The following is a 23,487-nucleotide window of genomic DNA, read 5'->3' on the forward strand; positions in this document are numbered from 1 at the left end:
TATGACAGAAAAGAAATTTGATGAATCATCCTTTAAGGATATTGATAGGGGTATTTATGATGTCATTGACAAATTTGAATACTCAGACATTTCCGACAAGGGTTTGAATAAAGAAATAGTAGAAGAATTATCAAAAAAGAAAAATGAACCAGAATGGATGCTAAAAAGAAGACTACAATCTCTTTTAATTTTTGAACAAACAGAAAATCCATCTTGGGGACCAGATCTTTCTGAATTAAATATGGCAGATATAACAACTTATGTTAAGCCAAAAACTGATAAAAAAAGCAATTGGGATGCTCTTCCTCAAGATATAAAAGATACTTTTGATAGGCTAGGAATTCCTCAAGCTGAGCAAGAATCTCTTGCAGGAGTTGGGGCTCAATATGACAGTGAGGAAGTTTACCATTCAATTCAAAAACATTTATCAGATCAAGGAGTAATTTTTACAGATTTTGATACAGCTTTAAGAGAACACGAAGAAATTGTTCACAAATATTTTCAAAGAGCAATTCCACCAACACTACACAAATATGCAGCTCTTCATGGAGCAGTTTGGTCTGGTGGTTCTTTAATTTATGTGCCAAAGGGAGTAAATGTAGATATTCCTCTCCAATCTTATTATAGGTTGAATGCTCCAGGAGCTGGACAATTTGAACACACAATGATTATTGCAGAAGAAGGAGCCAAAGTTCATTTTATAGAAGGTTGTTCTGCACCAAGATATAATGTTGTAAATCTTCACGCAGGAAGTGTAGAAATATTTGTTCACAAGGATGCTGAAGTAAGATTTTCTACAATAGAAAACTGGTCAAGAAATATGTACAATCTTAATACAAAAAGAGCAATCGTTGAAGAAAATGGTCAAGTTGAATGGATTTCTGGATCTTTTGGTTCAAAAGTTTCAATGCTTTATCCGACAACAATTTTAAATGGCGAAGGCGCAAGAGCAGAATATACAGGAATAACCTACGCATCAAACGGCCAATATATTGACAATGGCTGTTCAATGATTCACAACGCACCAAACACTTACTCAACCGCTCTTACAAAATCTATAACTCAAGGAAATGGAAAATCTATGACAAGATCTTATGTAAAAATTGGCAAAAATGCCAAGGGATCAAAGTCAACTGTTGATTGTGAAAACTTGATGTTATCACGCGAATCAAAGTCAGATACAATTCCAACTCTTGATATTAGAAATGATGAGGTTGATTGCGGACACGAGGCAAAAATTGGATCTCTTGACCAAAAACAAATATTTTATTTGATGAGCAGGGGAATTCCAGAAAACGAAGCAAAATCTATGATAGTAAGAGGATTTGCAGAGCCAGTTGCAAAAGAATTGCCTTTGGAATATGCAGTTGAGATGAATAATTTGATTGATATGGAATTGGAAGGAGCAAATGGCTGATGGAAAAAGTAAATGTAATGAGAGAGCCTACTTGGTCATACACCAAGTTAAATTATAGCGAAAAAGCTCCAAGTTTAAACGAGAAAAAAGAATACAAAAATTTTGAAAGCTCAAATAAAGAAAACAAATCTTTAGATGAAATTTTTAGGGAAAAAAATTACGGACTTTCAAAAGATTTTTTAATAGAAAATAAAAATTTTAATAATTTAGATATTTACAGGGATATTGATGGAGAAAAAGATTTAGAATTTATTAATTTAAATCTTGACGAAAATTCAAATCAATTGGTAAATAAAATTGATATAAATGCAAAAAAAGGATCAAAATCTTCATTTTTAATTAATTTTTCTCAAAGTGAAGGAGATTCATCTTACCTAAATTCTTTAATAAGGGTAAATCTTGAAGAAGATTCTTTTGTAAAATTGGTTGTAGTTGTTGATTTATTAGAAAATTCTCTTAATCTACAACAAATTTCATCAATTATAGGTGACAGGGCAAATTTTGATATTTCTTATATTGAACTTGGTGCAGACAAGTCTTATGTAAATATTAGAAACTTCCTTGATGGAGAAGAATCAAATCTTGAAGAAAATGGAGTTTATTTCAAACAAAATGATGACTTTTTAGATATTGGTGCCTTCAATGACCACAAGGCAAAAGTTACAAAATCAAATTGTATGTTTAATGGTGCCCTTAAAGGAAAAGCTGAAAAAAGATGGAAGGGTGTTGTTGATCTTAAAAGAGGTTGCGAACACGCAGATGGAAAAATTGGGGATTATGCAGTAATGCTAAGTCCAGATGCCATCAATAGGTCAGCTCCCGTGTTATTAAATGAAGAAAAAGACGTAGCAGGGGAGCACGCTGCAAGTGTGGGAAGATTTGATAAGTCCATGTTATTTTATATAATGAGCAGAGGATTTTCCAAAAGAAAGGCAGAAAGTTTGATGCTTGAGGCAAATTTTGCTCCAACAATTGATAAAATTGACCATGAAGAATTGAGAGAAAAAGTAAGATATAAAGTTCATGCAATGAATACGAGGGATTAAGATGGATATAGAAAAAATAAGAAAAGAATTTCCATTTTTGGACGAAAAAAATACTGGAAAAAAAGTTATTTACCTAGATTCTGCGGCAACTAGCCAAAATCCTATTTCAGTTATAAATGCTCAAGCTGATTATTACAAATATTCAAATGCAAATCCTCACAGGGGAGCTCACTTTTTATCTTGGAAGGCGACAGAAGCTTTTGAAAATACGAGGGAAAAAGTTAGAGATTTTATAAATGCACAAAGATCTGAAGAAATAATTTATACAAGAAATGCGACAGAATCTTTAAATCTTATTGCTTATTCTTATGCGAGAGAAAATTTGAAAAAAGGTGATGAAATTGTAATTTCAATTTTAGAACACCACGCAAATTTAGTTCCTTGGCAAAGAGTTTGCAAAGAAACTGGGGCGATTTTAAAATATGTTTATTTAAATGATGATTATTCTTTAAATTATGATGAATTAAAAGAAAAAATCACAGATAAAACAAAAATTGTTTCAATCACGGCCTCATCAAATGTGACTGGAGAGATGACTGATCAAAAATTAATTACAAAACTTGCCCACCAAGCAGGAGCAATTTCAATTGTTGATGCTTGCCAACTTGCTCCTCACAAAAAAATTGATGTAAAAGATTTGGATTGTGATTTTCTTGCTTTTTCTGCCCACAAAATGTATGGACCAATGGGAATTGGAATTTTGTATGGGAAATATGACTTGCTTGAAGATTTAAAACCATACAATCTCGGTGGAGATATGATTGAATATGTTTATGAGCAAGAATCTACTTTTGCAAAACCTGCCCAAAAATTTGAAGCAGGAACTCAAGATGTAGGTGGAGTTGTAGGTCTTTCTGCTGCAATTGATTTTATAAATGAAATTGGTCTAGAAAATATTTATGAACACGAAAATAAACTTGCAAGATATGCCTACGATTTGATTAAAGACATTGATCATATAAAAGTATTTTTCCCAGAAAAAAGAAATACAGGATCAGTTGTAGCCTTTACTTTTGATGATATTCATCCACACGATGTTGCAACAATTTTGGATATGAAAGGAATTGCTGTAAGAAGCGGCCACCATTGTGCTATGCCACTTCACACTTACCTTGATGTATCTTCAACTTGCAGAGCGTCATTTGCCATATATAATACTAAAGAAGAAGTAGAATATTTTGCAAAAGAGCTTAAAAATGTAAGAAAGGTGATGGGACTTTAATGGACTTAAATGATGTTTATACTCAAGTAATTCTTGAAAATTCTAGAAATCAAAAAAATAAAAGAAATTTAGAAAATCCAGACATAAAAGAGCCAGGACACAATCCTTCATGTGGAGATGAAATTGTTTTGGAATTAAAACATGACGGAAATGTAATAACAGAGGCAGCTTTTACAGGACACGGCTGTGCAATAAGTCAAGCTGCAACTTCTGTAATGTGCGATGAAATTGTAGGAAAAACAATTGAAGAAGCAAAGGAAATGGCAAAAATTTATATCGGAATGATAAAAAGAGAAGATATAAGCGATGAAGATTTGGAAAAAATTGGAGATGCTGCAGCTTTCCAAAATATTTCAAATATGCCACAAAGAGTAAAATGTGCTCTTTTATCTTGGAAAACTTTGGACGAAGTGATAGATAAAGATGTCAAATAATAATATTTTCAAAAATTATAGGCTATTAGAATTTGTAACAAGTGCAATAACTTTTGTGCTTTTGATAATCCTAACTATAATTCAATATATAAGTGACAAAAAATATTGGTGGATAATTTTATTGGTATCAATATTAATGGGCGCAAATGCCTATGTAAAATACAAAAAATTTAAAGATAACAAAAAGCATTCTTAGTCAATCTAGGAATGCACAGAGCGTGGACAAAGTATGAATTTAGATAATATCTTATTTTGAAATAAAAATTAAGCTAAGTACCATCTCGACTAAGTGAGTGAAACGAACGCATGGAGAGATCTCATGAGATTTCTCGACTCACTACGTTCGCTCGAAATGGTTGAAAATTTAGTTTGTCAATAGTCTGAGCATTCTTAGTCAATCTAGGAATGCTTTTTTATTTAAAATTTTTCAAAATTATTTTCTATTAATTTTTCTATAACTTCTCCAACTCCTGCCTTATTATTTGATAAGGTTATATAATCTGCGTGGGGTTTTAGGTAATCGTTGGCGTTTTCCATTGCTACAGAAAATCCTGCCATATCTAGCATAGGAATGTCGTTCATTTCGTTTCCGATTGCCATAATTTCATCGATTTTAAAACCGAGTTTTTCGCTCATTAATTTTATGGCATTTCCCTTGTTTGCATTTTTGTTCATAACTTCAATTAAAACAGGGGCAGTTTTTGCATAATAATAATTTTCATTTACAAATTTTGGCATATTGTCCATGACTTTTTCAATATTCCAAGGCCAGCCCATAACTAAAAACCTACCAAAATTTTTATCTTCATCAAAATTTTCATAGGGAATTTTTTGAAGTTTTAATTTTGTTATAAAAGAATCAAGTCTTGTCAAAATATTTGGATTTTTATGTCTTGTATAAAAACTATCATCATCCATGGCTGAAACTTGAACTTTAAAATTTTTTAAAGACTTATCAAGCTCTATTAAATCTTTTGGTTTTTGGAAAACTCCTGTAATTACTTCCTTAGTGTAGTTGTCAAAAATATATGATCCATTTTGGGAAATTGAAAAATGACCTTCATGTTCTAGGTCGAGTTCTTTGACATAAGGAAGAATTCCAGAAAATGGTCTTCCACTAACAAGGGCTATGTGGGCACCCATTTTTTTTGCCTTTAATATCATTTCTTTATTTTTTTTGGGAAGACGCCTTGTATTAGTAAGCAAGGTTCCGTCTATATCAATTGTTATTAGTTTAATCATAACTTGATTATATCATATATTTTTACATTTTCTTATTTTTATTAAGGCTTTTTTTGTGCTATAATTACAAGATGAGAAGGAGATATTATGAAGTTTAAAAGATTTTTGATTACAGTTTTTTTAGCATTTTTTGTTTATTTTACTTCTAATGCTTATTTAAATAGATTACAAGATAAAAAAAATATAAAAGATTATGGAACGGAAGCAGCTGTTAGCAATAAAGGAAAAAAAGTAGATGATGAGATACTTGTTCTTTTGGTTGGCGTTGATGCAAGCCAAAATAAAGAAAACCCTGAGCCAACTAGAACTGATACGATTATGCTTTGTAAAATCAATTCTAAAACTGGAAAAGTTGATCTTTTGTCAATTCCAAGAGACTCTAGGGTGAAAGTTAGGGATGAGTTTACAAAAGTAAATCACGCTCATGCTTATGGTGGAATTGAACTTACCTTAAAAACTTTGAGAGATTTTTTGGGTCTTGATATAGATTATTATGCTGAAGTTAATTTTGATGCAGTTAAAAATATAGTTGATGGTATGGGTGGAGTTAATTACAATGTTCCAAAAGGTGTTAAAATTGATGAAGATAACACTCATATAAAACCAGGAATGAATAAAATGAATGGTGAAGATGTATTGTGGTATCTGAGAACTAGAAAAATATACGAAAATGCTGATCTTGGAAGGGTTAATGCTCAACAACAATTTTTAAAAGCTATGGTCAATGAAATGGTAAAAAAATCAGAATCAATTAGCATGACTTCTTTGGTTGAATCTTATTTTAAAGATGTGAAAACAAATCTACCGATGGCGACAATACTTGATATGGCTAGTAAAATTTCTAATTTTTCTTCAGATAAATTTTCAACCTATACAGTTCCAGGGATCCCAAGTATGATTGATGGTATAAGTTACTATATTCCGGATTATGAAAAAACTTGGGATATAGTTGATAAAGTATTTTCAAAATATAAATTGAAAAATTGGAATAAGGAAGATAGCTGGTACAGAGAATATGAAAATTTTGGATTTTCTAATGATGAAAACTTATCAAATGAAGATTATCAAAATTTAAATGAAAATCATCAAGAAATTCAAAAAAATCAAGATTTAGAAAATCAAAATGATTTTGGAGAAAATGAAGATGATTACCAAGAAGATGATTTGAATGAAGAAGAGACAGATATAATTGATGATAGAAATTATTTTGACGATGATTTGAATAGTTTTACGGATGATAATTAATAGGTGAAATAATGGATGAAAAAAGAAGAGAAAGAAAAGACGAACATATTGAAAATTATCTTAGAAGTGAATTTAGGTCAAAAACTTTACTAAATAATGTTTATATTGAACATAATGCCTTAAGCCATGTTAATTTTGATGAAATTGATACTTCTATAGAATTTTTAGGTGAGAAAATTTCTATGCCGGTTATGGTAAATGCTATGACTGGCGGAACAGAAATTAGCGAGGATATAAACGAAGATTTATCAAATATTTGTAGAGAATTAAATATTCCAATGGCAGTTGGCAGTGAGTCTATTGCTATAAAAGATTTGGAAGCAAGAGGATCTTTCTCCCTATTAAAAGAGAAGGAAGATATAATAAAAATTGGAAATCTAGGTTTAGAAAATAATTTAGAAAATTTTGAATTTGCCAAAGATTTGATTGGAGCAAAAGCAGTTCAAGCCCATCTCAACATAGCTCAAGAACTTGTTATGGACGAAGGTGAGAGAGATTTTTCCAATAATTATAAAAATTTAGCAAATATCAGTAAAAATCTTTCGGTTCCACTTATTGTAAAAGAAGTTGGTTTTGGCATGAGCAAGGAAGTTGGTCAAAAACTTTTGGATTTAGGAGTAAAATATATTGATGTTGCTGGAAAAGGCGGAACAAATTTTATAGAAATTGAAGATATGAGAATATTTGATAAGGATTATTCAGAATTTTATTCATGGGGAATTCCTACAGCAAAATCAATTCTTGATGTAAGGAGCTTATCAGATGATTTCTTTTTGATTTCAAGTGGGGGAATAAGAAATGCAAGTGATGTTTGTAAGTCTATAATAATTGGGGCAGACATGTGTGCAATTTCTGGAGAAGTTTTGTCCTTTCTTTTAAGAGGCGATTATGATTATGCCTTAAAATATTTAAAAGAACTTCAAACAAAAATAAAAATATTCATGGCTCTTGTTGGGGTTAAAAATATAAATGAATTAAAAAATGTCCCATATAAACTTACGGGAAGGTTAAAAGAATTAGTAGAAGATTAGGAGAAGAAATTCTCCTTTTTTTATTTGCTCATTAAAAATGAAAAAAATTATTTTTATTGTTATAATTAAGTAAAGAATAGCAGGGAGGAGAAAATGAAATCTTATAAAAAGTTTATTATTGGGATTGTTTTAGTCCTATTTAGTTTTGTGTTTATATATTTTGGGAGAGGTCTGTTTAATTCTAAGAAAAACATTAATGAAACTGATAAAGATTCTAATAATATAGAATTATCATCAAATGAAGATTCAAATAGCAAAGATAAGGTCAAATATATCGAAAAAAGAAAATCCATGAAGGAAAATTATCCGGAAAAAAGTCAAAAGCTTGAATTTTCTGATAAGAAAAATTTTGTAACTATTCCAGGAAGGGAAAATATTAAAGAAGATGACTTCGGGGAATATGTTGATGGGGAAATTTTTGTTGATGTTGATTTAAATAAGTTTGATGAAAAAATATTTGATAAGTACGGAGCGAAAATTGTAGGAAAATGTGACACTTGGGGTGGTTATCAAATAAATATTCCAAATAAATCAAGCAAAGAACTTGAAAAAATTTCAGAAAAAATAAAAAAAGAAAATGGAGTTTTACTTGCTGGTCTTCATAGGTTAATTCCAATTGAAAACGAAGAATTTTCTTATCCTGAAGATAATTTCAAAATAAAGGGTAAAAAATTTGATAGAAATAATTTGTGGAAAGACTATAAAATTGATTCAGGCTTTGAAATTGATAAGGATGCTGATTCAAAATTTTTAAATGATGATCCATATTGGTCTTATAAAATTACTAATTTAGCATATATGTGGAAAAATCTAGATTCGAAAGAAGCGACAAATGTTGGAGTATTTGAAAATGGAATAATCAATAATTCTATTTTAGATTCGTCTTCAAATCTCAAAAAAGATATTGATTTTGAAGATTTAAGTTCTGAAAATCTTGAAGATAAAAAAAGTAAAAATTCAAATGATAATAAAAGTGAAGAATCAGATGATAATAAAAAACTTCATGCCTATCTTGTTTCATCAACTTTAGCTGCAAAACACAACAATGTTGGATTTAGTGGAGTTGGCAAGGATGTAAAAGTTTCTCCGACCATATTTGACCAAAGTTTGCTAGGATATTTAATTTCTTATAGGATTGATCAATCTCAAAATAAAATTAAAATTTTTAATATAAGCTGGGGATATGATGCTGAAAGTTTATATTATATTAACGCTAATAAAAAAGATATTAAGAAAGATTTTAAAAAGGGAAAATTAAGTAAAATTATAAACAATAATGAAAAAATAAATTCCGAAAATGTAGAAGAATATGCAAAAAATATAAAGAAAACCCATAAAGATTCAGCTGAAAGGTTAAACTTAGCCTTAAAAAAATTAAAAGAAAATAACAAAGATTTTCTCCTTGTAAAATCAGCTGGAAACCAAGGAAATGAGATAAGGGAAATAGAAAGATTTTCAAATGTTAAAATAAATAAAACATGCATTTTAAATGATATTGATAAGGATTTAAAAAATAGGGTAATTATGGTTGGCGCAGCTTCACCAAATTTAAAACATAATAAAAAATTAACTTATGCAAATTTTACAACAACAAGAAATGTAGATGTAGTTGGTCCCGGTGAAAAAGTTCCTGGATATTATAAAAATGGTGAGTTAAAATTATGGAAGGGAACATCAGCATCAGCTGCCTTCATTTCAGGTCTTGCAGCAAATCTTTATGGAGCTTATCCAGAAAAAATGAATGGAGAGCTTGCAAAAGAATTAATAATAAATTCAACTAATTTTGATGTTATTGATGAATTTAATGGAGAAAATTCAAAATTAGTAGATGCAAAGAAAATAACTGAACTTGCAAAGAAAAAAATATCAGATAAAAAAGAAGAAAAAAAGAACAAGGATAAAAAAATAATCCGAGAAAATAAATCTGATGAAAGTAAAGAGGGAAATTTAAGGATAATTGAAAATGAAGATGCCTCAAATGAAAATTCTGATGAAAATGAAGATGAAAATTCTGACGAAAATTCATATAAAATAATCCAAGACGGAAAAGATCAAGGAGAAATTTCTATTTTGGATATGGGAGATGTTTATTTTGTTGATGTAGGAAAATTAAATGAAATTTATTTGAAAGATTCATCTTATTTTATAGATTCCAAATATTCTGGAAAATATATAAAAGAAAACTCAGATGGAACATATTATTTTGGCTTATTCCCAGATAATATTGACAGTTCAGAAAATAATCCGGGCTATACCTACCAATATTTTCCAGAATATGGAGTCTTCTCATTTGCAAAAAAAGATTATATGAAAGAAGAAAATGTATGTTTTCTAAATAACAATTACGCTGCAGAAATTATTGATAATAAATTATTTGTTGAAGCAGATTGGCTTTATTGGTGGTTTGGTTTTGACAATAATTATTCGATTGATACAAAAAATAAAATTATAAAATATAATAGACAGGGTCACGATATTGGTCAAGAGGGAGTCGATTATATAAATATTTCAACTGAAAATTATAATAATATTTATGAATTGTTGGAAGCTAATTTTGCAAAATTAAATTAATTGTAAAAATTAAATAAAATTTTTAGAGAGAAATTTTTTCTCTCTTTTTTTATTTATTTTTGGGTATAAAATTAAGGGAAATATAATTTTAATTAATCAAGAAAGGGATTTTATGTTAAGTGATATTTTATTAGCCCTATCTTTTAGCCTTGCATTTATTTGTATTGTGGCTATATTTTTTACAGATAAAAAAATATTATTTGGCCTTATAGCACTTGGTCTTTTTATTTATTTTTATAAAACGGGCCTTGATAGGGGCGAGGCTGATCTTATTACCATAATAGCTTTTATTTCTGGTATTTTATTACTTGTTATAGAGCTAATTACACCAAGTTTTGGTATTTTGGGAAGCTTGGGAATAATTTTAACAATTTATTCTCTAATGGATTCTTTAAATAATTCTTTGTTTGGAATAATAGTTTTATTAGTTACTGCGGCGTCAGTTTTTATTAGCGTTACTGTTTTTATAAAATTAGGATTTTCAGCAGATTTATTTAATAAGTCAATTTTGACAAGTACGCAAACAAAAGAAAGGGGATTTAATTCGAAAAAAGATTACACTTATCTATGTGGTAAAAAAGGAAAAACTCTCAGTATTTTAAGACCGACAGGAAGAATAATAATTGATGGAAAAATCTACGATGGTAAAACTTATGGTGATTTTATCAAAAAAGATGTAGAAGTTGAAGTAGTTGAAATAAAAGATGGAAACATTTATGTTAAGGAGGATACAAAATGCCAATAATAATTCCAGCTTTAATAGTAATTTTTGTAATAGTATTTTTGTCCCTTGTCCCAATAGGACTTTGGATTACAGCAAGATCATCAGGAGTTCCAGTTTCAATGGGATCTCTTGTAGCAATGAGATTTAGGAGAGTAAATCCTAGATATATTATTTACGCTTTAATTAAATCTCACCAAGCAGGCATTCAAATTTCAAGTTCAGATTTGGAAAGTCATTACCTTTCAGGAGGAGATGTAAACCAAGTTGTAGATGCTTTGATAGCTGCTGAAAGGGCAAATATAGATTTAACTTTCCAACAAGCAGCTGCAATGAATCTTGCAGGAAGAAATGTTTTTGAAGCTGTTCAAGTTTCTGTAAATCCAAAAGTAATAAATACACCAACTATTGCAGCCGTAGCAAAAAACGGAATTGAAGTTAAAGTTATTGCAAAAGTTACTGTAAGAGCAAATATAGAAAGACTTGTAGGAGGAGCAGGAGAAGAAACAATTATAGCAAGAGTTGGAGAAGGAATTGTAACAACAGTTGGTTCATCTCACACTCATGCAGAAGTTTTAGAAAATCCAGATAATATTTCCCAAACAGTTTTGGAAAAGGGACTTGATTCAGGAACAGCCTTTGAAATTTTATCAATTGATATTGCAGATGTTGATGTAGGACGAAATGTTGGGGCAGAATTACAAAGAGATCAAGCAGAAGCTGACAAAAATATTGCCCAAGCAAAGGCCGAAGAAAGACGTGCCCAAGCTATTGCCCTTGAACAAGAAAACAGGGCGAAAGTTGTCGAAGCCCAATCAAAAGTACCACTTGCTATTGCCAAGGCACTTGAAAGCGGAAATCTTGGAGTTTTAGATTATTATAATATGAAAAATATCAACGCCGATACTCAAATGAGAAATAAAATATCAGAATCTGATAGTAGAGATGAATTTTAATGGCAAAAGATAATTTCAGAACCAAGTTTTATAAATTTATTTACAAACTAGACAAAGAAAGTAATAAAGAAGAGGGAAAGGAAACTCCTGATTTTGATACTTGGTTAAAAAATATAGAAAAAAAAGAAAATAATAATCTAAAAAAACCAAAAAACAAGATGGCTTTTGGAAAGGCTATGTCATATCTTGCAGATGACCCAAAAAAAAGTCATAAAAAATCTTACCAAAAAACTTATAAGGGTATAGAAAGAGAAGATAGAAAGCTTGCCTACTATGATAAGTTAAAAAAAGAAAAATTAAGGGAAAATTCAAAAAAAATTTCCAAAAAAATTGAAAATAATTTTTCAGATGATGAAAAAATAAAATTAAATAAAAATGAATTAAAAAAGGCAATAATTTATTCAGAAATAATAGGAAAGCCAAAAGCGAAAAGATGAGTTTCTCATCTTTTTTCTTTTGCTATTAAGATGGTATAATAATCTCAAAGGAGTGATTAAAATTAAGGAAATTTTAGAAATAAATAATACCGAATTAATTATGGGTTTATTCGGTAATTTTGATAAAAATAGAAAATATATAGAAAATAGATTTGATGTAAAAATTAAAACTGAAAATGGAAATATAAGTTTGGTGGGAGATGAAGTAAATTTACATCTAACAAAAAAACTTATAAATGAAATTATTGAAGTTATAAAAAAAGAGGGAAGTATTGACTTTCAAAAATTGAAATATTTCTCTGACTTACTTGTTCGTGAAAATAAGGAAATAGTAAAATCCACACTTGATCAAGTCATAGTTACAACTGCAAATGGAAAACCAATCAAACCAAAAACCTTGGGCCAAAAATCTTATGTGAGCATGATTGAAAATAATGATGTAGTTTTTGGGATTGGACCTGCCGGAACTGGAAAAACATATTTGGCAGTTGCCATGGCGATAAGAGCTTTCAAAAATAATGAGGTAAATAGAATTATTCTTACAAGGCCTGCCGTTGAAGCGGGAGAAAGTTTAGGATTTTTGCCAGGAGATTTGCAAGATAAGGTAGATCCATATTTAAGACCTCTCTACGATGCACTTTTTGAAATTTTTGGTTTTGAAACTTATCAAAATTTGGTCGAAAAAGGAGTAATCGAAGTTGCACCTCTTGCTTACATGAGAGGAAGAACTCTTGATAATTCTTTTGTAATTTTGGATGAAGCACAAAATACAACTTTTGAGCAAATGAAGATGTTTTTGACAAGACTTGGCTACGGTTCAAAGGCGATTATAACTGGAGATATAACTCAAATTGACCTTCCTCGTGGAAAAAATTCAGGATTAAAATCTGCATCAAGAATTCTTAGAAATGTAAGAGGAATAGAATTTATGGAATTTACTGCAATTGATGTAGTAAGACATCCTTTAGTTCAAAGAATAATTGAAGCCTACGACAAGGCCGATAAGGAAAAAGAAAAAAATGAATCTGATAATAAATAATGAAACAAAGAAAGATTTAAATCTTGAAAAAGATATTGAAAAAGTTATTTTAGAAGTTTTAAAACTTGAAAATGTTGATGAAAAAAAATGTGAAATTTCTCTTTCTTTTGTTGATGAAGAAAAAATAAGACAATTAAATAAAGATTTCAGATCAATTGATAGGGTGACTGATGTTTTATCTTTTCCAATTGAAGATTTTTTTAATGAAGATAGGAAAACTTTACTTGAAAAACCATATCTTATGCTTGGTGATGTTGTAATTTGCCTTGATGTTGCAAGAAAACAAGCAAAATACTTGGGACATTCTTTTGAAAGAGAAATAATGTATTTGACCTGCCATTCTATCCTTCATCTTTTGGGTTATGATCATATTGAAGAAAATGACAAAAAAATTATGAGAGCTAAGGAAAAAGAAGTTATGAAAAATCTTGGAGTATTCAAATGAAAGATGAAAAACAATTAATTGATCAAATAAAAGACCAAGTAAAAAAAGAATTGAAAGAAGAAAAGGAAAGGGAAGACCAAGCCCAAAAATATGTTCCTAGTGCAAAAAGTCCTGGAGAAAAATTCGTAAAAGGCTTTGACTATGCTTTTGAGGGCTTGGTTTTTGCAATAAATAATGAAAAAAACATGAAATTTCATATAATAACTTCTGTTCTTGTTCTTTTAGTTTCTTTGTTTTTAAATGTTTCAAGAGTTGAAATGATGTTTTTGGTTTTCTCGATTGCCTTTGTAATTTCTTGTGAACTTTTAAATACTTCCTTGGAACAAGCGGTAAATCTTGGTGGAGGAGGCAAAAAATCAAAAGAAGCTAAAGCCAGCAAGGACTTGTCTGCAGCTGCAACTTTTGTTTCAGCCTTAAATACAATTTTTATTGCTTATTTGGTATTTTTTGATAAGGTTGCAAATTTTTCCTCATCAGTTGTTTTAAGAATTTCCAGAAAACCGTCCCACCTTGCCCTTATTACAGTTTCAATCGTAATTATTTTAACCATATTTTTAAAGGGGATTTTTTATAAGGGACACGGAACAGCTTTTCATGGAGGATTTGTTTCAGGTCACACATCAATAGCATTTTGCCTTGCAACAATTGGATCTATGAGAATAGATGAAGGTTTTTTGATTTTTGTATTTTATGGACTTGCTGTTATAGTTGCAGAAAGTCGTTTCGAAGCAAATATACATTCCCTCCCAGAAATTATTAGGGGAGCAATTTTGGGAACAGCTGTAGCACTTTTAATATTTGGAGTTTTTTCATGAAAAAAGATTTAAAAGAATTAATAAAACTAGCCATAGAAAATAAAAAAAATTCCTATTCACCTTATTCAAATTTTAGGGTATCAAGCGTGGTTTTAACAAAAAAAGGAAATATTTACAAGGGAGTAAATATTGAAAATGCAGCTTATTCTGTAACACTTTGTGCAGAAAGATCTGCCCTATCATCAGCAATAAGTGCTGGAGATAGAGAAATTGACACAATAGTAATTACAGGTGATAGCACAATGACCTATCCTTGTGGAGTTTGCAGACAATTTATGGCAGAATTTTTAGATTCAGAATCAAAAATTGTAATAGCAAATTCAGTAAATAATTACAAGATATATGGACTTGATGACATTCTTCCATATAACTTTTCAAAAAAAGATTTGGAGGAGAAATGAAATCAGGATTTGTATCGGTAGTAGGAAGGGCGAATGTAGGAAAATCTACATTGATGGAAAAAATTTTAGGAGAAAAAATTTCAATAATTTCAAACAAGCCCCAAACCACAAGAGATGAAATAAAAATAATATATAACGACGAAAATTCACAAATAATTTTTCTTGACACACCAGGTATCCAAACACCAAGAAATAAACTTCAAGAACATCTTTTGGAAGTTTCAGAAGATAGCCTCAAAGATTCAGATTTGGTGACATTTATAGTAGATAATTCCCTTAAAATAGGAAGGCTTGATAAGATGATTTTGGAAATTTTAGAAAAAGTAAAGGTTCCAAAAATTCTTCTTATAAACAAATGCGACCTTTTAGAAGAAGGAGAAATTGATCAAATAAAAAAAACCTACATAGGCTTGAATACTTTTGATTACATAATTCCAATTTCAGCTTTAAACGATGAAAATATTGGAAAATATATTGAAACAGTAAAGGAAATTTTGCCAGAAGGGCCACTTTACTATCCATCAGATATGATAACTGACAAAAACGAAAGATTTATCGTATCAGAAATTATCAGGGAAAAAGCTTTGAAAAATTTATCAAATGAAATTCCCCATGGAATTTTTGTAAGAATAGATGAATTCAAAAAAAGAGATGGCAAAAATTTATACGATATATATGCAAGTCTTATTTTGGAAAGGCCAAGTCACAAGGAAATTGTAATAGGAAAAAACGGTAGTAAAATCAAAAAAATCGGCATGGAAGCAAGAAAAGAAATCGAAGTTTTTATGGATAGCAAAATAAATTTGAAATTGTGGGTTAAGGTCGAAAAAGACTGGCGTAAAAAACAAAAATTGGTGAACAGGTTTGGTTACAAATGATAATTCAAATGTAGAAGGTTTCGTTTTAAGGGAATTTTCTTACAGAGAATCAAGTAAAATCATAGAAGTTTTTACAAAAGATATGGGAAAAATTTCCATAATTGCCAAGGGAGTTTTAAATAAAAAAAATCCTAATCTTTCTTCAACCCAAAGATTTGTCAAAGCATCATACAATCTTTATAAGTCTGGAGAAAAATTTTTTGGAATAAGAGATGCGTCATTATTAAAATCTTATTCGAAATCAAACAAAAATTTTGATATAATAGTATACAAATCGGCAATTTGTGATTTATTGCTGAGAACAATTGATTTTGACCAAAAAGATTTTGTCTATAATTTAATGGACAAGACTTTTGATAGCTTTGAAAAAGCAAGCGAAAATTATTTTAATATTTTCCTTTGCTTTTTATTAAAGTACATATCTTTTTCGGGTTTTAAACCAAATTTAAAAGAATGTTCCTTGTGCGGATTAAAAATTAATCCTAATGATGCTTATTTTTCTGTAAAAGATGGGGGAATGGTTGATTCATCTTGCAAGAAAATAAAAAAGGATATAGTATATCTTACAAGAGATGAGTATTTGTATATTTTAAAATTAATCTATACTCCAACCGACCAGGTTTCAAAAATTAATTTGAAAATTGAAAAGAAAAAGATGATAAATTTGGTAACAAGCTATGTATTAGAATGTTTAGAAATTAAAAGATTTAGCTCACTTGATTGGGTAATAAATTTAGTCAAATAATTAGGAGAGAAAATGTATTTTGAAGATTTAATGCTAAAATTAATAAAATATTGGGAAGAACAAGGTGCATCAATTATGCTTCCTTATGACTCAGAAAAAGGAGCAGGAACAATGAATCCTCATACTTTTTTGAGATCTTTGGGAAAAGAGCCTTGGAAAGTTGTTTATGTAGAACCATCAAGAAGACCAGCTGATGGTAGGTATGGAGAAAATCCTAACAGATTATACCAACATCATCAACTACAAGTTTTACTAAAACCAACTCCAGAAAATATCCAAGATTTATATTTAAAAAGTCTTGAGGTAATTGGAATTAATCCAAAAGAACACGACATAAGATTTGTAGAAGACAATTGGCAATCACCAACTCTTGGAGCTTGGGGACTTGGCTGGGAAGTTTGGCTTGATGGAATGGAAATAACCCAATTTACTTATTTCCAACAAGTTGGCGGAATAAACTGCGAGCTTGAAAGTGGAGAAATAACCATGGGTCTTGAAAGAGTTTGTATGTATTTACAAAATGTAGATAATGTTTTTGATATAGAGTGGTCAAAAGATTTGAAATATTCAGATGTTTTCAAATTACCAGAATATGAAAATTCAAAGTATTCATTTGAAGATGCTGATAGTGAAGTTTTGGAACAATTATTTGAAATTTATGAAAAGGAAGCAAATAGATTAATTGACAAGGGACTTGTTTATCCAGCTTACGATAATGTTTTAAAATCATCCCACACTTTCAACACATTAGATGCCATGGGAGCAATTTCAGCATCAGAAAGAAGTCACTATATTAAAAGAGTAAGAGATATTTCTAGTAAGGTTGCAAAAGCATATATAGAAAAAAGAGAAGAACTAGGATATCCACTTTTAAGAAAGGATAAGTAATGAGCAAATATTTATTAGAAATAGGAGTTGAAGAATTCCCTTCAGCTTATATAAATTCAACAAAAAACCAGCTTGAAGAAAAATTTAAAAAGTTAATTGAAGAAAATAAGTTAAGCTTAGAAGAAATAAAAGTAGAATCAACTCCAAGAAGATTTGCAATTTTACTTGATGGACTAAGTGAAAACATATCAGATGAGCTTATAAGCGTAAAAGGACCTTCCAAAAAAATCGCCTATGACCAAGAAGGAAATCCATCAAAGGCACTTTTAGGATTTTTGCGAGGACAAAAAGCTGAAGTATCTGATGTAATAATCAAAGATTTTAAGGGCGAAGAATATATTTATGTAGAAAAAAAAGAAGAGAGCCCATCAATAAAAGAAGTTTTACAAAAAAACGTATATGAACTTGTAAAATCATTAAATTTTCCAAGATCTATGAGATGGGGAGGAAAATCAATTAGATTTGCAAGACCAATCAGATATTTCTTATCCCTTTTAGATGATGAAATTTTAGAATTTGAAGCTGAAGGAATAAAAGTTTCAAATACAACAAAGGGTCACAGGGTTTTAGGAAAAAGTGAAATAATAGTAGATAAAATTGATTCCTACTTAGATCTTTTGAGAGAAAATTATGTAATTTTATCCTATAAAGAAAGAAGAGAAATAATTTTAAGAGGCCTAAATCGCTATGCCAAAGAAATCGGCGGACAATTCTTAAAAGATGAAGACTTGCTTGAAGAAGTTATAAATATAGTAGAATATCCTACAGTTTTGTTGGGTGAGCTTGATCACGAATATTTAAAATTACCAAAAGAAGTAATAATAACTCCAATGAAAGATCACCAAAGATATTTTCCAATTGTAGATGATCATGAAAATCTTATGCCATATTTCTTGTTGGTAAGAAATGGTGACGATTATGCCAAAGAAAATGTAATAAATGGAAATAAAAAAGTTCTTACAGCAAGACTTGAAGATGCAAAATTTTTCTATGATATAGATAATAATAAAAAGCTAGAAGAATATGTAGAAGAGCTAAAAAGACTTACATTTTTTGAAGGACTTGGTTCGGTTTATCAAAAAACTGAAAGACTTATATCTCTTTCCAAAAATTATCTTGAGGAATTCAAACTTGGTGAAGACGTATCAGATAATTTATTAAGAGCAGCCTATCTTTCAAAAGCTGACCTTGTAACAAAAATGGTTATTGAATTTACAGAACTTCAAGGAACTATGGGAAGAATTTATGCCAAAAATTCTGGAGAAAACAGTCAAGTTGCAAATGCAATCGAAGAAGCTTATAAGCCAAGAAGCTCAGAGGATTCTTTGCCAAAATCAGTAGCAGGAATAGTTCTTTCAATAGCAGATAAAATCGATACAATCACAGGTTTATACATAATTGAAAATTATGTAACAGGAAGCCAAGATCCATTTGGACTTAGAAGATCAGCAATTGGTATTATAAATATTCTTGCAGATAATAAAATTAATGTTGATTTAAAAGATTTGATCAAAGATTCCTTATTTGTTTACACAGAAAAAAATGAAATTTCCTTTGATTATGATAAAACTCTAGAAAAAATCACAGAATTTTTCATAGATAGACTTAAAAATATGATGATTGATAAGGGATACAGATATGATTTAGTAAATGCAGTTCTTTCTACTGGAGAAACAAACATCTTATCAGTTATAGAAAAAGTAAAAACTTTGGAAGAATTTGTTGAAAAAGAAAATAGTGAAGAAATTCTAAATTATTTCACAAGAATTAATAATTTCACCAAAGATTTTGAAAGTGTAGATGTTGATGTAGAAAAATTAGACCAAGGCCTAGAAAAAGAATACTATGATGCGATAGAAGGGCTAGATTGTGAAAAATATTTAAGTCAAAAATTGTATGAAAAGGCCCTTGACGAAATTGCATCAACAAGACAAATTGGTAATGAATATCTAGATAACACAATGATAATGGTTGAAGATGAAGAAATTAAAAATAATAGGTTGGCCTTATTAAATAAACTAGCTAAAAATATTTCTAGAATATTTAATATAAAAGATTTAGTTAAATAGGAGATAATATGGCTTGTGATGTTTTGAATGTTTATATAATCAGTGATTCTACTGGAGCAACAGCTGAAACATTCGCAAAATCAGTAGTTACTCATTTTCCAAATGTAGAATTTGATGTTAAGAGAAAATTTAATATAGATAGCGAAGAAAAAATCAACAAAATTGTTGAGAAAATTCCAAAAGATTCAATAATAATCCAAACTATAGCCGAGAAAAAACTCGAAGAATATTTGATACAAAAAGCTCAAGAAGAAAATATCAAGGTTATAGATATATTGGGACCTGCACTTTCACTTTTTGAACAAGTTACAGGACAAAAGGCCCTAAGAGAGAAAAAACTCACAAGAAAATTATCAAAAGATTACTTTTCTATGATCGAGTCCATTGAATTTGCTGTAAAATATGATGATGGAAAAGATCCAAGAGGAATAAAAGAGGCAGATATATTGTTACTTGGAGTTTCAAGAACATCAAAAACCCCAGTAACTATGCTTCTTGCAACTAAGGACTACAAGGTGTTTAATCTTCCTTTGGTTCCAGAAATTAGACTACCAGAAGAAGTTTTTGAAATTGATCCAAAAAGAATCATAGGCCTTACCATAGATCCTGATAAATTATCAAAAATTAGAGAAGACAGGTCAAAAGGTCTTGGCTTAAAATCAAAAAGCGAATATTTTGATAAGGAGAGGATCAACAGAGAATTAGAATATGCAAAAGGTGTATTTGAAGATTTAGATTGTAAAGTTTTTGATGTATCATTAAATACAATTGAACAAACAGCAACTGATGTGCTAGAATATTACAAAAAGAATTTTTCTTAAAAAATATGCTGCCTTTGCAGCTTATTTTTTATGTGAGGGAGGCTTATGGAAAACACCAAACTTATACTATCAAGACGACTTATTATTAGAAAATTTGAAAAGGCAGATTTAGAAAAAAATTTAGAATTTATAGAAGATCCAAAATTTTTTTATTTTACAAATACAGAAACAAAAGAAGAATTAATAGGAAAAACTGCAAAATATTATAAAGTAAAAGAAGATTATAATTTTTGGCACATTGTAAAAAAAGGAATGAACGATTCAATAGGAGTTGTTAAAGCCTTTGATAAAAACGACGGAGTAGGTCTTTTTATAATTATAAATAAATCACTAAGAAATAGGGGATATGCGAGAGAAGCTCTAGAAGCAGTCATAGATTATTTCTTTACCCTTGGTGAGAAAAAAGAAATTTATTTAAAGGCAGAAAAAAATAATGGAGCTTTTAAATCTATTATAGAAAATTTACACTTTAAAAAGTATGATGAAGATACGAAGTATAGCTACTACAAGATGGATAATCTTGATTATATGAAATATTTTGCAATATTTGGAGAAATATAGGAGGGATAGATGGAAAAAAAATCCGAAATTATGGTATTGGACTTTGGTGGCCAATATAACCAACTTATTGTAAGAAGAATAAGGGAGATGGGAGTTTATGCAACATTACATGATTGTGATGTGGATTTAAAAACTCTTGATCTTGAAAATTTAGACGGAATAATATTGACAGGTGGTCCACAATCAATCCACAGTGACGACAGCCTAAAATTAAATCCAGAAATTTTAAATTTAAACGTACCAATTCTTGGAATTTGTTATGGAATGCAAGCTCTAGCTTTTCATTTTGATGGAGAAATAAGCGAGGCAGAAAAAGGAGAATACGGAAAAACTCCTTTATTTGTTGACCAAAGATCAAAATTATATGAAAATGTAGCCCAAGAGTCAATAATTTGGATGAACCACAGAGACCAAGTTACAAAAATAGGCGAAGGTTTCAAAAAAACTGCCTGGTCATTAAATTGCCCAATAGCAGGATTTGAAAACGAAGAAAAAAATATTTATGCCGTACAATTTCACCCAGAAGTTGCCCATTCCGAATATGGATTTCAAATATTAGAAAATTTCGTTTTAAATATTTGTAAGGCAAAAAAAACCTGGATAATGAAAGACTTGGCCCAAGAAACAATAGAAAATATAAAAGAAAAATACGCTGGCGAAAAAATGATTTGCGGCCTATCTGGTGGAGTAGACTCAACAATAGCAGCAACACTTGTTCACAAGGCAATTGGAGATAATCTTCAATGTATTTTCGTAGATCACGGTTTATTAAGAAAAGACGAAGCAAAATCAGTCATGGAACAATATAAACAAATTGGCTTAAACGTAAAAATGGTAGATGCTTCAAAAGATTTTCTTGAACTTTTAAAAGGCGTAGAAGAACCAGAAGAAAAAAGAAAAATAATAGGAAACCACTTCATAGAAGTTTTCGAAAGAGAAGCCAAAAAATTTGGTGATGCAAAATATTTAGTACAAGGAACAATATATCCAGACGTAATAGAAAGTGGAAAAGGAAAAGGTTCAGTAATAAAATCCCACCACAATGTAGGCGGACTTCCAGAAGATATGCTTTTTGAAGGAGTAGTAGAACCACTAAGAGAACTTTTCAAAGACGAGGTTAGAGCACTTGGAGAAAGCATTGGCGTTCCAGAAGAAATGGTATGGAGACAACCATTCCCAGGACCAGGACTTGCAATAAGAGTTATAGGAGATATAACAGAAGAAAAATTAGAAATAGTAAGAGAAACCGACGCAATTCTAAGAGAAGAAGTAAAAAATGCAGGATTAAACAGAGATATCTGGCAATATTTCACAGTATTTACCCCACTAAGAACAGTAGGAGTAAAAGGCGACGAAAGATCCTACGACTACGTAGTAGTAGTAAGAGCAGTATCAAGCAAAGACGCAATGACAGTAGAAGCTTTCGACATGCCATACGAACTCCAACAAACCCTATCAAATAGAATGATAAACGAAGTAAAAGGAGTAGGAAGAATAGTCTACGACATAACCTCAAAACCACCAGGAACAATTGAATGGGAATAGGATATATTTTACTGAAAACGGCTTGTTTTCAAGGTTTATAGCTTGTTAGAATGAGCAAATGGGACAAAATTGGGTAAAGGTTTCAAAAAGAATAAATCCAATAATAGCTCAAAGTGGCTTTACAAATGAATACAAAAAAATTAGACCGTAGCGTGAGTGCTTCGGTCTTTTTGCGTCTATGTAGTGAATTATATTATAGATATTGATGTAGCCATTCTGGCATATTAGGATCATAAAGTGCCCAAGACTCTATAAGTTCTTCGCTTTCTTCCCAATTGTTCTCTTTGCCATCAAAAAATTTATGTCTATTGCATTTATATTTTCTAACTTCATTGCATTCTAACCTGTATTCATTCCAATAATAATTTTGTTTGCCATACCCTTTCCATTCATTTGTAGTATATATAATCATATAAAAATCCTTTCTTTACTCATGCTTTGTTTTATTTTTCAAAAATCTTGATTTCTTAGGAAAAGACAACTTCCAATCTTCAAATTCCTCGTCTGTTATTTCATCGTTGTAATGTTTTTTTCTCATCTCATTCCATTCTATAAGAAAATTATTGAAGTCTACATCATTTGATAAAAGTCCAGTAATTTCTCCATCACCTGCCAACGGTCTAAACTTCATATCTTTTTCATAATCAAAGATTATATGCATTATTTCAAAAATAGAATTAGGTTCATGATTAATTAATGCTGATATATCACAATCAAGTGCTTCAGATATTTTTTGTAATTGTTCATTACTTGGAGATCTATTTCCAAGCTCGTAATTTCTTATAGCAGCATCTGTCAAACCAGACTTAATGGCAAGTTCTTTTTGAGTTAAGTTTCGCATAAGTCTTAACTTTTTTAATTTTTCTCCCGAAATCAAACTAAATCCTCCTTATTTCACAATAACTATAAATATTTTATCACAAAATGAACAAAAGCTCAACAAAACTGTTCTGTTACA

General features: G+C 29.9%; 25 protein-coding genes. 22 read left to right on the forward strand and 3 right to left on the reverse strand.

Translation table 11 applies throughout. The annotated features are described in order from the left end of the window. The first annotated feature begins 1 nt into the window (after position 1). Genes sufB through BN3265_RS02605 form a run of 5 tightly spaced genes read left to right on the forward strand, consistent with a single transcriptional unit; the run spans position 2 to position 4,315 of the window. Complete coding sequence (gene sufB, locus BN3265_RS02585) at positions 2–1,417, forward strand: Fe-S cluster assembly protein SufB (RefSeq protein ID WP_058991283.1); 1,416 nt, start codon at positions 2–4, stop codon at positions 1,415–1,417. Then, positions 1,417–2,463, forward strand: coding sequence for a SufD family Fe-S cluster assembly protein (locus tag BN3265_RS02590; RefSeq protein WP_058990026.1), 1,047 nt, complete (start codon positions 1,417–1,419; stop codon positions 2,461–2,463). The genes sufB and BN3265_RS02590 overlap by 1 nt, the downstream gene beginning before the upstream one ends. 1 nt (position 2,464) lies before the next feature. After that, complete coding sequence (locus tag BN3265_RS02595; RefSeq protein WP_058990027.1) at positions 2,465–3,685, forward strand: cysteine desulfurase; 1,221 nt, start codon at positions 2,465–2,467, stop codon at positions 3,683–3,685. Further along, positions 3,685–4,119, forward strand: a complete 435-nt coding sequence (sufU, locus tag BN3265_RS02600) for a Fe-S cluster assembly sulfur transfer protein SufU (RefSeq protein ID WP_004839286.1) — start codon at positions 3,685–3,687, stop codon at positions 4,117–4,119. Before BN3265_RS02595 ends, sufU begins: the two co-directional genes overlap by 1 nt. Continuing rightward, entirely contained in the window at positions 4,109–4,315 is a 207-nt protein-coding gene (locus BN3265_RS02605; protein ID WP_058990028.1) for a hypothetical protein, read from the forward strand. The genes sufU and BN3265_RS02605 overlap by 11 nt, the downstream gene beginning before the upstream one ends. Before the next feature lie 221 nt (positions 4,316–4,536). Here the strand turns inward: BN3265_RS02605 and BN3265_RS02610 are convergent, their stop codons facing one another. After that, positions 4,537–5,361 (reverse strand): Cof-type HAD-IIB family hydrolase, encoded by an 825-nt coding sequence (locus tag BN3265_RS02610; RefSeq protein WP_058990029.1) that lies wholly within the window; start codon positions 5,359–5,361, stop codon positions 4,537–4,539. 87 nt (positions 5,362–5,448) lie between these two features. Here BN3265_RS02610 and BN3265_RS02615 point away from each other — a divergent pair, with 87 nt between their 5' ends. From BN3265_RS02615 to guaA, 17 genes are all read left to right on the forward strand, one after another. After that, complete coding sequence (locus BN3265_RS02615) at positions 5,449–6,606, forward strand: LCP family protein (protein ID WP_058990030.1); 1,158 nt, start codon at positions 5,449–5,451, stop codon at positions 6,604–6,606. 11 nt (positions 6,607–6,617) lie between these two features. Next, positions 6,618–7,637, forward strand: coding sequence for a type 2 isopentenyl-diphosphate Delta-isomerase (fni, locus tag BN3265_RS02620; RefSeq protein WP_058990031.1), 1,020 nt, complete (start codon positions 6,618–6,620; stop codon positions 7,635–7,637). Between the two features lie 93 nt (positions 7,638–7,730). After that, positions 7,731–10,208, forward strand: a complete 2,478-nt coding sequence (locus tag BN3265_RS02625; protein WP_058990032.1) for a S8 family serine peptidase — start codon at positions 7,731–7,733, stop codon at positions 10,206–10,208. A 112-nt stretch (positions 10,209–10,320) separates the two neighbouring features. Next, positions 10,321–10,953, forward strand: coding sequence for an NfeD family protein (locus tag BN3265_RS02630; protein ID WP_058990033.1), 633 nt, complete (start codon positions 10,321–10,323; stop codon positions 10,951–10,953). Beyond that, on the forward strand, positions 10,944–11,885 hold the full coding sequence (gene floA / locus BN3265_RS02635) for a flotillin-like protein FloA (RefSeq protein ID WP_058990034.1): 942 nt from the start codon (positions 10,944–10,946) through the stop codon (positions 11,883–11,885). The genes BN3265_RS02630 and floA overlap by 10 nt, the downstream gene beginning before the upstream one ends. Beyond that, complete coding sequence (locus tag BN3265_RS02640) at positions 11,885–12,322, forward strand: hypothetical protein (RefSeq protein WP_058990035.1); 438 nt, start codon at positions 11,885–11,887, stop codon at positions 12,320–12,322. Before floA ends, BN3265_RS02640 begins: the two co-directional genes overlap by 1 nt. 100 nt (positions 12,323–12,422) lie before the next feature. Next, complete coding sequence (locus tag BN3265_RS02645) at positions 12,423–13,361, forward strand: PhoH family protein (protein WP_058990036.1); 939 nt, start codon at positions 12,423–12,425, stop codon at positions 13,359–13,361. Next, positions 13,342–13,806: an rRNA maturation RNase YbeY gene (gene ybeY, locus BN3265_RS02650; RefSeq protein ID WP_058990037.1), complete on the forward strand. Its 465-nt coding sequence runs from the start codon at positions 13,342–13,344 to the stop codon at positions 13,804–13,806. The genes BN3265_RS02645 and ybeY overlap by 20 nt, the downstream gene beginning before the upstream one ends. Beyond that, the gene (locus BN3265_RS02655) at positions 13,803–14,621 is read left to right on the forward strand and encodes a diacylglycerol kinase (RefSeq protein ID WP_058990038.1); all 819 of its coding nucleotides are present in this window, start codon (positions 13,803–13,805) and stop codon (positions 14,619–14,621) included. The genes ybeY and BN3265_RS02655 overlap by 4 nt, the downstream gene beginning before the upstream one ends. Further along, positions 14,618–15,022 (forward strand): cytidine deaminase, encoded by a 405-nt coding sequence (cdd, locus tag BN3265_RS02660; protein WP_058990039.1) that lies wholly within the window; start codon positions 14,618–14,620, stop codon positions 15,020–15,022. The genes BN3265_RS02655 and cdd overlap by 4 nt, the downstream gene beginning before the upstream one ends. Further along, entirely contained in the window at positions 15,019–15,900 is an 882-nt protein-coding gene (gene era, locus BN3265_RS02665) for a GTPase Era (protein ID WP_058990040.1), read from the forward strand. Before cdd ends, era begins: the two co-directional genes overlap by 4 nt. Next, positions 15,887–16,645 (forward strand): DNA repair protein RecO, encoded by a 759-nt coding sequence (gene recO / locus BN3265_RS02670; protein ID WP_058990041.1) that lies wholly within the window; start codon positions 15,887–15,889, stop codon positions 16,643–16,645. The genes era and recO overlap by 14 nt, the downstream gene beginning before the upstream one ends. Positions 16,646–16,657: 12 nt before the next feature. After that, positions 16,658–17,533, forward strand: coding sequence for a glycine--tRNA ligase subunit alpha (gene glyQ, locus BN3265_RS02675; RefSeq protein ID WP_058990042.1), 876 nt, complete (start codon positions 16,658–16,660; stop codon positions 17,531–17,533). After that, on the forward strand, positions 17,533–19,602 hold the full coding sequence (gene glyS, locus BN3265_RS02680; RefSeq protein ID WP_058990043.1) for a glycine--tRNA ligase subunit beta: 2,070 nt from the start codon (positions 17,533–17,535) through the stop codon (positions 19,600–19,602). Before glyQ ends, glyS begins: the two co-directional genes overlap by 1 nt. 8 nt (positions 19,603–19,610) lie before the next feature. After that, positions 19,611–20,423: a pyruvate, water dikinase regulatory protein gene (locus BN3265_RS02685; protein ID WP_058990044.1), complete on the forward strand. Its 813-nt coding sequence runs from the start codon at positions 19,611–19,613 to the stop codon at positions 20,421–20,423. A gap of 45 nt (positions 20,424–20,468) precedes the next feature. Continuing rightward, positions 20,469–20,984: a GNAT family N-acetyltransferase gene (locus tag BN3265_RS02690; RefSeq protein ID WP_058990045.1), complete on the forward strand. Its 516-nt coding sequence runs from the start codon at positions 20,469–20,471 to the stop codon at positions 20,982–20,984. A gap of 9 nt (positions 20,985–20,993) precedes the next feature. Further along, positions 20,994–22,529 carry a glutamine-hydrolyzing GMP synthase gene (gene guaA / locus BN3265_RS02695; RefSeq protein WP_058990046.1) on the forward strand — a complete coding sequence of 512 codons (1,536 nt, stop codon included), beginning with the start codon at positions 20,994–20,996 and terminating at the stop codon, positions 22,527–22,529. A 193-nt stretch (positions 22,530–22,722) separates the two neighbouring features. On the opposite strand, the gene BN3265_RS02700 is transcribed toward guaA, so the two are convergent. Then, a complete protein-coding gene (locus BN3265_RS02700) occupies positions 22,723–22,941 on the reverse strand; it encodes a hypothetical protein (RefSeq protein WP_058990047.1) in 219 nt (72 codons plus the stop codon). A gap of 15 nt (positions 22,942–22,956) precedes the next feature. Continuing rightward, complete coding sequence (locus BN3265_RS02705; RefSeq protein WP_058990048.1) at positions 22,957–23,406, reverse strand: helix-turn-helix domain-containing protein; 450 nt, start codon at positions 23,404–23,406, stop codon at positions 22,957–22,959. Positions 23,407–23,487: the final 81 nt, after the last annotated feature.

The sequence above is a fragment of the Anaerococcus rubeinfantis genome (assembly GCF_001487145.1).
Classification (GTDB): Bacteria; Bacillota; Clostridia; order Tissierellales; family Peptoniphilaceae; genus Anaerococcus; species Anaerococcus rubeinfantis.

Coding starts and splice junctions, on each gene's coding strand:
- sufB (WP_058991283.1), top strand. CDS start 2: ATGACAGAAAAGAAATTTGATGAATCATCCTTTAAGGATATTGATAGG.
- BN3265_RS02590 (WP_058990026.1), top strand. CDS start 1,417: ATGGAAAAAGTAAATGTAATGAGAGAGCCTACTTGGTCATACACCAAG.
- BN3265_RS02595 (WP_058990027.1), top strand. CDS start 2,465: ATGGATATAGAAAAAATAAGAAAAGAATTTCCATTTTTGGACGAAAAA.
- sufU (WP_004839286.1), top strand. CDS start 3,685: ATGGACTTAAATGATGTTTATACTCAAGTAATTCTTGAAAATTCTAGA.
- BN3265_RS02605 (WP_058990028.1), top strand. CDS start 4,109: ATGTCAAATAATAATATTTTCAAAAATTATAGGCTATTAGAATTTGTA.
- BN3265_RS02610 (WP_058990029.1), bottom strand. CDS start 5,361: ATGATTAAACTAATAACAATTGATATAGACGGAACCTTGCTTACTAAT.
- BN3265_RS02615 (WP_058990030.1), top strand. CDS start 5,449: ATGAAGTTTAAAAGATTTTTGATTACAGTTTTTTTAGCATTTTTTGTT.
- fni (WP_058990031.1), top strand. CDS start 6,618: ATGGATGAAAAAAGAAGAGAAAGAAAAGACGAACATATTGAAAATTAT.
- BN3265_RS02625 (WP_058990032.1), top strand. CDS start 7,731: ATGAAATCTTATAAAAAGTTTATTATTGGGATTGTTTTAGTCCTATTT.
- BN3265_RS02630 (WP_058990033.1), top strand. CDS start 10,321: ATGTTAAGTGATATTTTATTAGCCCTATCTTTTAGCCTTGCATTTATT.
- floA (WP_058990034.1), top strand. CDS start 10,944: ATGCCAATAATAATTCCAGCTTTAATAGTAATTTTTGTAATAGTATTT.
- BN3265_RS02640 (WP_058990035.1), top strand. CDS start 11,885: ATGGCAAAAGATAATTTCAGAACCAAGTTTTATAAATTTATTTACAAA.
- BN3265_RS02645 (WP_058990036.1), top strand. CDS start 12,423: ATGGGTTTATTCGGTAATTTTGATAAAAATAGAAAATATATAGAAAAT.
- ybeY (WP_058990037.1), top strand. CDS start 13,342: ATGAATCTGATAATAAATAATGAAACAAAGAAAGATTTAAATCTTGAA.
- BN3265_RS02655 (WP_058990038.1), top strand. CDS start 13,803: ATGAAAGATGAAAAACAATTAATTGATCAAATAAAAGACCAAGTAAAA.
- cdd (WP_058990039.1), top strand. CDS start 14,618: ATGAAAAAAGATTTAAAAGAATTAATAAAACTAGCCATAGAAAATAAA.
- era (WP_058990040.1), top strand. CDS start 15,019: ATGAAATCAGGATTTGTATCGGTAGTAGGAAGGGCGAATGTAGGAAAA.
- glyQ (WP_058990042.1), top strand. CDS start 16,658: ATGTATTTTGAAGATTTAATGCTAAAATTAATAAAATATTGGGAAGAA.
- glyS (WP_058990043.1), top strand. CDS start 17,533: ATGAGCAAATATTTATTAGAAATAGGAGTTGAAGAATTCCCTTCAGCT.
- BN3265_RS02685 (WP_058990044.1), top strand. CDS start 19,611: ATGGCTTGTGATGTTTTGAATGTTTATATAATCAGTGATTCTACTGGA.
- BN3265_RS02690 (WP_058990045.1), top strand. CDS start 20,469: ATGGAAAACACCAAACTTATACTATCAAGACGACTTATTATTAGAAAA.
- guaA (WP_058990046.1), top strand. CDS start 20,994: ATGGAAAAAAAATCCGAAATTATGGTATTGGACTTTGGTGGCCAATAT.
- BN3265_RS02700 (WP_058990047.1), bottom strand. CDS start 22,941: ATGATTATATATACTACAAATGAATGGAAAGGGTATGGCAAACAAAAT.